The organism is Halolamina sp. (assembly GCF_036626355.1).
In the GTDB taxonomy this organism is placed as follows: Archaea; Halobacteriota; Halobacteria; order Halobacteriales; family Haloferacaceae; genus Halolamina.
Genome location: NZ_JAZKRY010000084.1, coordinates 1 through 12,119, shown reverse-complemented (window position 1 = coordinate 12,119; position 12,119 = coordinate 1). Strand labels below are relative to the sequence as shown.

Below are 12,119 nucleotides of genomic sequence, written 5' to 3'. Positions count from 1 at the left end.
GAGGTGACGGCCGATCCACGGCGAGCGATAGTTGCATCGTTCTGTCCGGCAGTATGAATGTCCTCCCAATTTTCACAGGCAGTGATAAGAACCCACGCACGGCCGGGGATGTGCAACCCGATGTTTATCAACGGTCTGGACGTAGTTTTCCTATGAAAATCCTCGTTCCGATGGATGACTCGGAAATGGCCGAACGAGCCCTCGAATACGCCATCGAGAGCTATCCTGACCCGGAGATCACCGTCTTACACGTCGTCGGTGAACCGACCTCGATGTGGGGAGCAGCCACGGGGCTCGCCCTCGAGGAGAATATCGAAGAGGCCGCCGAAGAGCGGGCGAAGGAGGTTTTCGATCGCGCTCGGGAACTCGCCGACGAGCACGATGTCGAGATAACCACGGAGGTTCAACTCGGCCATCCTGTCAGGGCGATCCTCAACCGAGCCGATGATTTCGATACGGTCGTTATCGGGAGTCACGGCGGATCGTTGGCCGACCGACTGATCATCGGGAACGTCGCGCAGAAAGTGTTCCGTCGGTCTCCGGTCCCTGTTACGGTCGTTCGGTAGGCGCCTTTCGCCGCCGACGCTCGTTCGACCCCTCTGGATCGCGGTGTGCTGAACTCCGGCCTGCAAACTGCGTTTGACCGTCGGTTGTTCTGCCCTGCAGATCGGGCGAGCGACGGGGCTCAACAACCAGGAGAGAGCAGCAATGCCCTGACAACCGGGGGAGCCGACGATCCACCCGCTGCGCTCTGAGGGCTATCTTTCTTCGAGGAAGAATCCCGCCGTAAACAGTAGTTGCCGAACCTAACTGAGATTCTTTACGCTGGATTGCGTTGGTCGAGAAATGGTCGAGACAGCTGGGCAAAACAGGTCTGTCGTGGCTGCTTCGACGAGAATCTGATTCGGCAACCACTGTTTAGGACGGGGAGGATGTCACGCTTCGACGGCGGCCTCGTCGTCGCCGGTCTCCAGTGCCCCACGGGCCTTCTCAGCCTCTGCCTGGAGCGTGTACGAATGGGCGTCCTCGTATTCGGCGGCGGCTTCGAGCGCATCTCGCGTGCCGATCTGTCGGAGCGCCCACGCAGCGGCGGTACGGACGGTGCGGTCGTCGTCCTCGGCGAGGGTCTCAGCCAACGGCTCGATCGCGCGCGTGTCGCCGACGAGGCCGAGTGCACGCGCCGCGAGCGGGCGAACGTTGTCGTTCTCCATCTCGAGTTTGTTGGCGAGGGCCTGCGTCGCCTCCTCGCTTCCGATCTCCCCGAGCGCGCGGAACGTCACCTTCTGGAGCTGGGGGTCCGAATCCGTGTCGACGTACTCGAGGAGCGTCTCGACGGCCTCCTCGGCGCCCTCGCCCATCTTGCCGAGCGCCGTGATCCCCGGCCGGTCGCGCTTGCTCGCGCGCTCGAGCATGGCATCGTACGCCTCGGCGTCGCCCATGCGGGTGAGACTTTCCAGACAGTGTCGCTCCATGAAGTCGGAGTCCAGTGCATCGAGCGCGCGGAGCACCTGCTCGACGTTGCCCTGCTTCTCGTGTTCTTTCAGCGCCGCCCACTCGACCGGGAAATCCTTGTAGTGACCGAGCACGTCGTAGAACCCTTCTGCCCGAAGCTGTTCGTTGATCTCCAGGTCGTCCCATTCCTCGGCCTCCTCGAGCGCGGTTCCGAGCTCCGCGGTCGCTTCGACGAGCGCCGTGAGCGTCTCGTCGTCCTCGTCGGGGTCCAGCTCCGCGTCCTCGATGGCTTCGGCGAGGGCATCGAGTTCGTGGCTGAGCGCCTCCCGCTCTTCGGACTCGGCGCTGTCGAACTCGGTGTCCAGTGCGTCGCCGCCGGCGTCGACGAACGCGTCGACGGCGTCCTGCACGTCGGGGGTCCCGCGTGCGGTCCACCGCGTGTCCCCGATAGTGGCCTGGTGCTCGCCGATGGCTTCGAGCACGTCCTCGGCGTACGGGCCACGCTGTTCCTCGAGTGTCCCCCGGAACTCCTCGGTACGCTCGGCGATGGCTTCAGCCGGATTCTCTTCGTCCTCGCCATCCAGTTCGGCGGCCTCGAGGTCGCTCTCGATATCGTCGAGGTTCGCGGCCACCTCGTCGAGGTCAGCCTCGGTTTCGGCCGCTTCGAGCGCCTCCTCGGCGTCATCGAGGCGCGTCTCGAGATCCTCCGCAGAAACGTCGGCGGTCTCGTCAGCGGCGTCGGTGGAGTCGTCCTCGTCAGTCATGCCTTAGGGTGTGCCCGAGACTCATTAAGGCGTTTCCCTTCCGCCCGCCCCGCAGCCGCCGCGGAACTCGGTGCGGGTGTCCCCGCGCTCGTCCCGCTTGCGATGGCTCTCGACGGTCATGCCTCGACCACGCGGCGCTCTCGCTGTGACCGCACTGCTCCACTGAAACCACCGCGGGATTCATGCCTCCGTACCACCAATGGGTACCATGACCAAAATCGGGGTGTTTGACAACCATCTCTGACGAACGTGCGGTCGTCGCAAAACGGATCGACGCCGGTGACGCGGAGCTCTCGGAGATCCGAGAGCTCGCCCGCGCTGCGGGTTACGAGGTCGTCGGCGAGCTAACGCAGACACGAACGCAGGACGCAGCCTATCACTTCGGCGAAGGGAAAGTAACGGAGTTGGCCGCGCTGGTTCGGGAGACCGACGCCAGTACGGTCATCGTCGACAACGAACTCGGCCCCTACCAGATGTTCAATATCGGCGAGAAGCTGCCCCAGGGGGTCGAGGTCGTCGACCGGTTCACCCTCATCCTGGATATCTTCGGCCAGCGCGCCCAGACGCGGAAAGCCCAGCTCCAGGTCGAGCTTGCGGAGCTCCGCTACGAACTCCCGCGAGCCGAGGCGAAAGCCAGCCTCGCCAAACGGGACGAGCGGCCGGGGTTCATGGGGCTCGGGGAGTACGACGAGTCCCGCGAGCAGGACATCAAGACCCAGATCTCCCGGATCTCCGAGGAGCTGGACCGCATCGCGAAGAAGGAGGAAAAGCGCCGGAAGAAACGCCGGGACCAGGGGTTCGACCTCGTCGCCCTGGCGGGCTACACCAACGCGGGGAAATCCACCCTGCTCCGCCAGCTTGCGGCCGAACTCGACGTCGACGAGAACGACCAGCGCCATCCGGACCTGGAGCCGACCGCCGAGTCCGAGGACCGGCTGTTCACCACGCTCGGGACGACGACGCGGAAAGCGAAAACCGGGAAGCGGGACGTGCTGCTGACAGACACCGTCGGTTTCGTCTCGGACCTGCCCCACTGGCTGGTAGAGTCGTTCCAGTCGACGCTCTCGTCGGTCTACCACGCCGACCTCGTGCTGCTGGTCGTCGACGCCGCCGAGCCGGTCGAGACGATGCGTGAGAAGCTGGTCACCAGCCACGACACGCTGATGGAGCGCAACGAGGCGCCAATCGTCACCGTGTTCAACAAGGCCGACCGGCTGACCGAGCCCGAAATCGAGCGGCGGAAACGCGCGCTCTCGGCGCTCGCGCCCAACCCGGTCGTCGTCTCAGGGCTCACCGGCGAGAACGTCGACGAACTGCGTGACCGCGTCGAGCGGAAACTCCCCGACTGGAAACACGAACGGCTGGTGCTGCCCGTGAACGGCGACGCGATGAGCGTCGTCTCGTGGGTGCACGACAACGGCCACGTCCAGGAGGAGGAGTACGACGACGAGCAGGTGCTCATCGAGTTCGAGGCGCCCCCCGCCGTCGTCTCGAAAGCCCGTTCGAAAGCCGCCGAGGCCGAACCGCCGATCCACGACGCCGAGCGCAGCGAAGTCTAAGCTCTCGGAACTGCAACCGAGCGATATTCGCGTTCACTCGTGACCCCTCCCCGCTGACTGTCTGCGCTACGTCTCCTCGTCGCTCCGTCCGGGATCATACTCGGCAAACCATCCCGTGAGCGCGTCGAGGCGGTGGGTTGCACGGTCAGGGTCGCCGATGTTGTGGTGTTCGTTCTGATAGACCAGCAGGCGCGCGTCGACGCCGGCGCGTTTCGCCTGGACGTAGAGCTGTTCGGCCTGCGTGGGCGGGCAGCGCCAGTCGTTCTCGCCGGCGGTGATCAACAGCGGCGTCTCCACGTCGCCGACATCGAGCAGGCTGGACATCGCTCGGTAGGCGTCCTCGTGCTCCCAGGGGACGCCGACGTCGTTGACGTACCACTGGTGCATGTCCGCGGTGCCAAAGTTGGCGTAGAAATCGTAGATGCCGTGCTCAGGGGCGGCCGCGGCGAACCGGTCGTCACGCGTGACGACGTAGAGTGTGTTGATACCGCCCTGTGAGAAGCCCGTGACGAACAGGCGGTCCGAATCTACCCAGCCGCGGGACTCCAGTTCAGAGACGCCAGAGCGGATATCGTCGGCCTCGCGCGGCCCCCACTTCCCCCGGATACTCTCGCTGAACGCCCGCCCATAGGAGGTCGAGCCGCGGTAGTTGACGTTGAGTACCACGTAGCCCTGTCCGCACCAGTAGGCGTAGTCGAAGTTGAACCCCGGTGCATCGTACGCCGTCGGCCCGCCGTGGATGTGGCAGATGAGCGGTGCCGGCTCGGAACTGCCCGGGTCGAACCCGTCGGGACGATAGACGAGCCCCTCGACCTCGACGCCGTCGTCGTTCTCGAAGTGCACGCGCTCACACGAGGGGGCCGCTGCCTCGTCGAGCAACTCGTCGTTCAGGTTGGTAACCCGCGTCGGCGACACGTCATCGTGGACCTCAGCGGCGTCGAGTGTGAACACGTCCTGGCCCTCGTTCGGGTGGCTGAGAACGACGGCTACCGTGCCACCCTCGGCGTCGAAACTCGTGATGGTCCGCCCCGTTCCCTGGGCTTCGAACACCCGTTCCGGGTCGTCGGCGTCGGCAGCCAGCGCGACCAGACGCGTGCGCGCTTCGTCCGCGATGGGGGCGAGGAGTTCCTCCGCGGCCACCCACGCAGCGGGACTGGCGTAGCCGGTCGTCCGGTCGAGCGACGCCGAGACGGAGTGAACATCCGGATCGTCGCCGTCCGCGCCCTCGGCAACGTAGTACTGGGTCGGGTCGTGGACGTTCGTCGCGTTGCTCCCCGAGAACGCCAGCCGAGTGCCGTCAGCGTCCCAGCGGAACCCGCTCGTCGTCAGGCCGCCGTCGGTCACCTGAACGAGGCTCTCGCCGTCCGGGTCGATGGTGTAGGCGTCGAGTTCGTAGGTCGCGTCGGGGTCGTCGCCCCGGTAGGTCGCGAAGGCGATTCGGTCGCTCGCCCCCCACGCCGGCTGGAGCCCCCGGAACTCGGAGCGTGCGCCGCGGCCAGACGCCTCGTCGAGCCGCGTCGTCTCGCGAGACTCCAGGTCGACGACGAACAGATACTCCGTGATGTCGTCGGTGTACCCCTGGCCGTCGATTTTGTGCTGGAGCCGGGAGATGTCGTAGGGTTCGTCCTCTTCCCTGACGCCATCGAGATACGCGTCCTGGTCCTCGGTTGGGTCTCGTGCTTCGACGACCAGCCGCTCGCCGTCCGGCGACCAGTCGAACCCGCCAGCACCTTCCTCGAACGCAGTCAGCTGCCGGGCGTCGCCGCCCAGGGCCATATCGAACAGCCAGACCTGGGACTTTGGTTCCTCGTCGCCGTCCGACTCCTCCGTAGCATCCGCCTCATCGGCTTCCGCTGTTTCTTCCTCTTTGGAGCCAACGGCGAGCTCCACGTCCTCCTCGCGTGCGGCCGTGAACGCGAGCCGGTCGCCGTCCGGGCCCCAGGTCGGGTCTCCGGCGTCAGCATTGTGGGTGAGTCGGTGGGGCTCCCGTGAGCCGTCAGTGGGTGCGACAAAGAGCGAGTTTCGATACTCGCCCTCCTCGGGATCGGCTTCCTGGACGACGAAGGCCACGCGCTCGCCGTCCGGCGATACGGCGACGGAGCTCGGTGACCGAAGGTCGTATCGGTCCTCCAGTGTGGGTGCTCGGCTCATGGTTGCATCCCGGCAGTTCAGAACTTGAACCTTCGGGGACTGCGGACCGTCGAATACGGAGTGCGTCTCTGGACCTATCGGTTCGCCACCTTCACAGCAAGGAGCCCCTGGCCTGGAGCTATCCACTCATTGCGCTGGCGGGCCGCCGCCCTCGGCCCCTGTGTCCACCCGCTCGTGGATATGCCCCGTGCGTTGGCGGAGATGTCCCGGCTCCCGGTCGTTTTTGACCGCGAGTATCTCGGCGACGATGCTGTGGGCGATCTGGTACGGCGAGCCACCACCCAGGTCCAGCCCGATCGGGGTGTAGAGTGACTCGAACGTCCCCTCGTCGAAGGAGACGCCGTCGTCCTCGAACGCGTCTAGCATCTCCTCGAACCGTTCGTTCGGGCCCATAAGTCCCACGTACTGGACAGGCGAGGCGAGGAGCGTCTCGACGGTCAACTGGTCGTCGAGGAAGTTGTGCGTCATCACGACCGCGTACGTTCGGTCAGTCAGTTCCAGCGCCGTCGCAATATCTCGTGGTGAGGTACTGACCACGTCATCCGCCGCCGGGAACCGCTCGGCGAGTTCCACCCCGCCCCGGAAGCCGACGACGGTCACGTGGAAGTCGTTTTTCGCCGCGAATTCGGTGACCGGCCCCACATCGTGGCCGGTCCCGAAGACGAGTAGCTCCGCCGGTGCGGCGATGCCGTCGATGAACACCGAGAGCAGTCCGCTGTCGGTCTCGATGGTCACCAGATCTGCCTTGCCCGAGCGCGCGAGGTCGGCGGCCCGCGGCGCGAGTGCGGCAGGCCAGTCATCGCCGCCATCAGGGGCCTCGAGGCGGTTGCTCTCCGCATTGAGGTACGCCCGGTCGCCCCGCGAGAGGTCTCCGTTGCCCTCGATAACTGTGAGAACGGCGATATCCCGGCCCTCGCGGAACGCATCGAGGGCGGGTTCGTAGGTCTCGTCCAGCGGTTCGAGGAGCACGTCGATGACGCCGTTACAGCCGACGCCGAGCCCCCAGACGTCCTCGTCGTCCTCCATCAGGTCGTAGGTGACCAGTTCGGGGCGGCCGGTCTCACGGACTGAGTCGGCGGCCTTGAGCAGTTCGTCCTCCAGACAGCCGGCCGTGATGGCGCCGACGCCACTTCCGTCCGCCTCGAGCAGCATCTTCGCGCCGGGCCGGCGGTAGGCGTTCCCCTCGACGTCGACGATCGTTGCGAGGACGTCCTGCTCATCGTGCTCGGCATCGATTCGCTCTCCGGCGCGCTGTACGACCTCGGTTTCGGGAACGGACCAGGTTGGTGCAGTCATTGGGTGTCTCCGAGTGAAAGCTGATTCTGGGAACTTCGTGTTCGAGATACGAAACTTTTCCGCACGCCATTATCGTGGAGGTCGGTGCCGCACGCCCCCGCTGAGACGGCGCTGCGGACGCGGTCGATATCCTCGACGACAGCGCCGGCAACGACGTCGACCCCCGTCGCATACAGTGGCTCCGGGAGCATCGACGCAGTCGCGCCGATGAGGACGACCTGCGCTTCGTCCGGGGCGGCACCGACGTACTGCTCGATACCGCCGTAGACGAGCGCCGACCCGGTGACGAACACGACTTCTGCCCCCTCCATCGCGGTGCGGGTCTCCGCGGGGCTGAAGCTCTCCACTGTGACGCCCTCCGGTGTCGACACGACCGCGGTGTCGACTTCCTCGCGCTCGATAACGCGAACCTCGACGTCCGCGAACTTGCGGAACGCCGGCCTGAACAGCCCCACCGTGACGATTGTCGAGATGTCCGGGCCGACTCCGGCCATCGGGTCACCGGTCTGCCAGTCGACGTCCGGCGCCGAGAGCGCGTTCAGCGTCGCGAGGGCAACGGCACGGTCGAGTACCGACCCCGAGTCGGCGCGTGGCTCCGGTCGGGCCCCGCTCCCTGGCAGAGCGCCTCGCTGCGCCAGCGGCCTCAGCAGTTCGATCGGGTCCGAGCGCTCGGTCATCGCTGCACTCGGCTCGCCAGGTGGCCGGTGGGCGAGGCCGGCGACTCGCTGTTCGTCCCTCTCACGTGGTTCGGTAGGAGCCAGCTCGACCAGAACGACGGCGTCGCCGATCTTCACGCTCTCGACGACCCACGCCTGCAGCGCTTCACGCTCGCGGAGCGCGTCGATGACAGCTCCGAGAACGGCCGTCATCGGCTCACCCCGCGTTCGCCGGTTCGGTTGCCGTGATACTGATTGCCGACCGGCCCCCCGAGGCCATGTCGCTCGACCTGCCGCGCGGCCGCCGCCAGGTCAGCGGCCTCGGCGAAGCCAAACAGGGCGTCGAGATACGGGGAGACTGTCGACATCCCCCGGGAACTCGGTTCGAACGCTGACGAGACCGCGAGCGGGTTGAGCCAGACCAGCCCGCTGGCTCTGTTGGCGAGCCACGTGATTCCGTCCTGCAGGAGGTCCGGGTCGCCGACATCGAGGCCGTCACTGACGACCAGGACCACGGTCCGGCGGTCGACCGCGTACGGATACTCCCGTCGGATGGTCTCCAGTGCGGCACCGATTCGAGTACCGCCACCCCATTCGACGGCCGCTTCCCGGAGCGCGCTGCCGGGGTCGCCGTCCGCTCTGGCGAACGCCGTCGTCGCCTCGACAACGTCCGTATCGAACAGGAACACCCGCGCGTCTACCGCGGCAGCGACGACCCGCTCCGCGAAGGCGAGCAGAGCGCTCCGATCGAGCGTGTCGAGGACAGAGCCGCTCACGTCGACCAGCAGGCAGCACCGGAGTTCACTGAGCGCTGGTTTCGTCTGGGGGAGGTCGAGCGGCGCGCCGCCGGTCTGAATACTGGTCCGAAGCGCGCCCCTGGCGTCGATTCGTTCCCCCGATGGCGAGCGTTGGCGGCGACGGCCCGGAAGGGAGGTGAGCGTGTCCACGAAGCGGTCGATCGCGGCGTGCTCGGCGGGCAACAGGTCGGGACGCGCCGCGTCGACGAGTTGGCTTCCGCCCACTGCGCTGTACCGGCGGGCGTCCGCCTCGCTGTCGGCGGCGGCGCGGTCACCCGACGCGTGGCGGCGTTCCGTCGGGATTCTGACCTCGACGTCCCCGTCCTCGTCGCCAGCCATCTCCGGGGGTTCCGCATCCGGGAGGGTATCCGCTGTGGCGCTCTCCGCTCCGTCATCGACGCCATCGCGGCCAGCTTCGGCGCCCTCGTCGCTCGACGCCGAGGGACCGTTTTCCGCGGTCGCGATGCGGTCGATCCCCGTCCGGAGCCGATGCCAGAACGTCGGGAACCGCTCGGCGAAGGCCTCCCGGTCGCTCGGCGCCGAGAGCAACGTCGCAGAAAGGGCCGCGCCGGCCCGGTCGCCGTCTTCGAGGCCGACTGTCGCTAGCCCGCGGGCGCCGTCGAGGACGCCCGTCGCGGGCACGTCGACGCCGTCCTCTCTGAGGCCGGCGACGAAGCGGACCAGTTCGGTCAGGACGTGCTGTCTGGCAGCCGGGAAATCAGGCGTTCCGTCGGTGGACCTGGTCGGTTCGAGACCGGACTGTCGCCTGTCCACACCAGCTTCGGGAACCGTACCGTCGCCAGCTCCCGGCGCGTCGCCGTCACCGGCGTCGCCGTTTCGTTCCATCGTTACTCGGCCCGTTCGACCGCGTCACTGGCGGCCTGATGGAGTCGTTCCAGCAGTTCTGTATCGACGCTGCTGATGTCCTCTGCCTCCTTCAGCAGACAGCCCATCGTCCGTTCGATCTCCGTCGGCGTTAGCGGCCCCTCGTTCTCCTGCCGGAGCGTGGCGACCGCCCGTGCCCAGTCGAGCGTCTCGGCGACGCCGGGCTGTTTGAGGAACGACTCCTCCCGAAGCCGTTCGACGACCGCACAGACCTCGGCGGCGATGGCGGCGTCCAGTTCCGGCACCTTCCGCCGGACGATTTCGTACTCGGTCTCGAAACTGGGCGGCTCGACGTGGAGATAGAGACACCGACGCTTGAGCGCGTCGCTCAGCCCGCGCGTGCGGTTCGAAGTCAGCACGACCACCGGCGGGTGGTCGGCGGTGACGGTGCCGAACTCCGGCACGGTGACCTGAAAGTCCGAGAGCAGCTCCAGGAGGAACGCTTCGAACTCCTGGTCGGCGCGGTCGATCTCGTCGATCAGGAGCACCGGCGGCTGCCCGCGGTCGGCCCGCAACGCGCGAAGGAGCGGCCGTTCCAGCAGGAACTCCTCGCCGAATACCGAACTCGGTGGGCCCGTCTCGGTGCCCGAGCCGGTTGCCGTGGCCGGCTGCTGGGCGGCGTCGCCGCCGACCGTCCCTTCGCCCGCTTGCACGGCGAGGAGCTGTTTGGTGTAGTTCCACTCGTACAGCGCGTTCTCCGCGGTCAGGCCCTCGTAACACTGGAGGCGGATCAGCTCGGTCTCGAACCCCTCGGCGAGGGTCTTCCCGAGTTCCGTCTTCCCGCTCCCGGGCGGCCCTTCGACCAACAACGGCCGACCCATCTGTAGCGCCAACTGGACCGTTGTGACGGTCCGGTCGTCGGCGACGTAGTCGGTCCGCTCGAACAACGCCCGGAGGTCGTCCTCCGAAAGCGAGTCGAACGGGCTCGTCTCGCGCTCGTTCATCACGGCTGGGCCTCCACGTCGCCGTCGAGATACGCTTCCGGCTCTGTTCGGAACGAGTCGGCACAGCCGTGACAGCAGAAGTAGTAGGTTTCACCCTCGTAGTCGACCGTCGCCGACGCGTCCGCCGTCTCGACCGTCATGTCACAGACTGGGTCGATTGCCGCCTCGGGAGCCACTTCCTCGCCTGCACCGGCCTCGGCGTCGTCGCTTCCTGCGTCCGTACTGGGTGCCTGGTGGCCTGGCTCAGTCTCAGCCGTCGGTGGTCCGGCACCAGCCGTTCCACTGGTCGACCGGACATCGACGAGTTCGGCGAGAATGGCTGCGGCGATCTCGGCCGGCGTTCGTGCGACGATATCGACGCCCGCGGGGTTCGTCACCGCCGAGCGCACGGCTTCCGGCTCACGCTCGAGCAGGCCGGCTACGCGGTCGATCTCCTCACTGGCCCGCTCGTCACTGGCCACGAGGCCGATATACCGTGCGTCGGCGAGCACGCCGGCGGCGATGCCACGCGCGTCGAACTCGCCCATCGAGGCGACGACGACCAGTGGATCGGGCCCCATCGCGGCGGCGAGGTCCTCGTGGTCGACGCTGACGAGTATCTCCGTCTCGTCGGGCACGTCGAACTCCCCCTCCTGCGGGGCAACGAGCGTTACGTCCAGTGAGAGGTCGCCAGCCAGGCGAGCAAGCGACCGGGTGATGGGTGAGCTCCCGACGAGGAGGAGACTGGTCGTCGGAGCCACCGGTTCGATGAACACCTCCAGGACGCCTTCGCTGTGGCACGTCATCGGGAACGCGTCGAGTCCTGTTCGTTCCAGGCGCGCGGGATCGGGCGCGATCCCGACCAGCTTCGGCTGCCCCGACTCGAGTACGGCCTTGGCCTGGGTTTTGACGACTGTCTGGGCGCAGGCGGCGCCGCCGACCCAGCCGTACAGGTCGCCCTCGGCCGTCACGATTGCCCGGTCGCCGACGTTGGCCGACACCGGCGGCTCGCGTCGCACCACCGTGGCACGAGCGTACGCGTCGCCGCGGTCCTGGAACTGCTGTTCCAGGGCGGCGATATCTCCGTCGTCGACGCGGTTCGGGCTGCTCTCGTGTCCGTCGTCGTGTGATGTGGGGTCCTTCGTCATTGGGGAGTCGAACGGCAAGCGGACCGGATACGGGCCCGCTCGTGGACGGCGCCGTCAGTCGTCGCTGGATGCGCCTGCCGAATCGGAGTCGTCAGTTGTGATTTCGATGTTCTGGGCGGGGCTGTGTGACAGCCCTGCCTCCTCGAGGCTCTCCCAGACCACGTCGGGCGTCATCGGCATGTCGACGTGGGTGGTGCCGCCGTGCTCCATCGCGTCGACCACCGCGTTGACGATGGCCGGCGGCGAGCCGACGGTTGGCGATTCGCCGACCCCTTTCGCCCCGATCGGGTGGTGGGGCGAGGGTGTCACGGTGTGGCCCGTCTCGAAGTTGGGAATCTCGTTGGCCGTCGGGAGCAGGTAGTTCATGAAGTCGCCACCGGTGACGTTGCCGTTGTCGTCGTAGGTGACGTGCTCCAACATCGCCGTCCCGATGCCCTGCGCAAGCCCACCGTGGATCTGGCCCTCGATGATCATCGGGTTGATGCGGT

10 protein-coding genes are annotated in these 12,119 nt (G+C 66.9%); 2 read left to right on the top strand and 8 right to left on the bottom strand.

Translation table 11 applies throughout. From position 1 onward, the window contains the following. The first annotated feature begins 152 nt into the window (after positions 1-152). Positions 153-566 (top strand): universal stress protein, encoded by a 414-nt coding sequence (locus V5A38_RS12310; RefSeq protein WP_345786286.1) that lies wholly within the window; start codon positions 153-155, stop codon positions 564-566. A 369-nt stretch (positions 567-935) separates the two neighbouring features. Here the strand turns inward: V5A38_RS12310 and V5A38_RS12305 are convergent, their stop codons facing one another. Beyond that, positions 936-2,216 carry a HEAT repeat domain-containing protein gene (locus tag V5A38_RS12305; RefSeq protein WP_332326058.1) on the bottom strand — a complete coding sequence of 427 codons (1,281 nt, stop codon included), beginning with the start codon at positions 2,214-2,216 and terminating at the stop codon, positions 936-938. Positions 2,217-2,452: 236 nt separating this feature from the next. Between V5A38_RS12305 and hflX the strand changes: the two genes are divergently transcribed. Next, a complete protein-coding gene (gene hflX, locus V5A38_RS12300) occupies positions 2,453-3,775 on the top strand; it encodes a GTPase HflX (RefSeq protein ID WP_332326059.1) in 1,323 nt (440 codons plus the stop codon). 66 nt (positions 3,776-3,841) lie between these two features. Here the strand turns inward: hflX and V5A38_RS12295 are convergent, their stop codons facing one another. From V5A38_RS12295 to V5A38_RS12265, 7 genes are all read right to left on the bottom strand, one after another. Next, positions 3,842-5,926, bottom strand: a complete 2,085-nt coding sequence (locus tag V5A38_RS12295) for a S9 family peptidase (protein WP_332326057.1) — start codon at positions 5,924-5,926, stop codon at positions 3,842-3,844. Positions 5,927-6,052: 126 nt separating this feature from the next. Continuing rightward, positions 6,053-7,222, bottom strand: coding sequence for an XdhC family protein (locus V5A38_RS12290; protein WP_332326056.1), 1,170 nt, complete (start codon positions 7,220-7,222; stop codon positions 6,053-6,055). Continuing rightward, positions 7,219-8,091, bottom strand: coding sequence for a DUF364 domain-containing protein (locus tag V5A38_RS12285; protein ID WP_332326055.1), 873 nt, complete (start codon positions 8,089-8,091; stop codon positions 7,219-7,221). Before V5A38_RS12285 ends, V5A38_RS12290 begins: the two co-directional genes overlap by 4 nt. Continuing rightward, positions 8,088-9,521, bottom strand: coding sequence for a VWA domain-containing protein (locus V5A38_RS12280; protein WP_332326054.1), 1,434 nt, complete (start codon positions 9,519-9,521; stop codon positions 8,088-8,090). Before V5A38_RS12280 ends, V5A38_RS12285 begins: the two co-directional genes overlap by 4 nt. A 2-nt stretch (positions 9,522-9,523) precedes the next feature. Next, positions 9,524-10,504, bottom strand: a complete 981-nt coding sequence (locus V5A38_RS12275) for a MoxR family ATPase (protein WP_332326053.1) — start codon at positions 10,502-10,504, stop codon at positions 9,524-9,526. Continuing rightward, positions 10,504-11,631 carry an XdhC family protein gene (locus V5A38_RS12270; protein ID WP_332326052.1) on the bottom strand — a complete coding sequence of 376 codons (1,128 nt, stop codon included), beginning with the start codon at positions 11,629-11,631 and terminating at the stop codon, positions 10,504-10,506. The genes V5A38_RS12275 and V5A38_RS12270 overlap by 1 nt, the downstream gene beginning before the upstream one ends. Positions 11,632-11,685: 54 nt before the next feature. Continuing rightward, the coding region (locus V5A38_RS12265; protein WP_332326051.1) for a molybdopterin cofactor-binding domain-containing protein at positions 11,686-12,119 on the bottom strand (434 nt) is incomplete at its 5' end.

What these genes read in the sequence shown, in the direction of transcription:
- V5A38_RS12270 (WP_332326052.1), bottom strand. Translation starts at nt 11,631, where the DNA reads ATGACGAAGGACCCCACATCACACGACGACGGACACGAGAGCAGCCCG.
- V5A38_RS12275 (WP_332326053.1), bottom strand. Translation starts at nt 10,504, where the DNA reads ATGAACGAGCGCGAGACGAGCCCGTTCGACTCGCTTTCGGAGGACGAC.
- V5A38_RS12310 (WP_345786286.1), top strand. Translation starts at nt 153, where the DNA reads ATGAAAATCCTCGTTCCGATGGATGACTCGGAAATGGCCGAACGAGCC.
- V5A38_RS12305 (WP_332326058.1), bottom strand. Translation starts at nt 2,216, where the DNA reads ATGACTGACGAGGACGACTCCACCGACGCCGCTGACGAGACCGCCGAC.
- V5A38_RS12285 (WP_332326055.1), bottom strand. Translation starts at nt 8,091, where the DNA reads ATGACGGCCGTTCTCGGAGCTGTCATCGACGCGCTCCGCGAGCGTGAA.
- V5A38_RS12280 (WP_332326054.1), bottom strand. Translation starts at nt 9,521, where the DNA reads ATGGAACGAAACGGCGACGCCGGTGACGGCGACGCGCCGGGAGCTGGC.
- V5A38_RS12295 (WP_332326057.1), bottom strand. Translation starts at nt 5,926, where the DNA reads ATGAGCCGAGCACCCACACTGGAGGACCGATACGACCTTCGGTCACCG.
- V5A38_RS12290 (WP_332326056.1), bottom strand. Translation starts at nt 7,222, where the DNA reads ATGACTGCACCAACCTGGTCCGTTCCCGAAACCGAGGTCGTACAGCGC.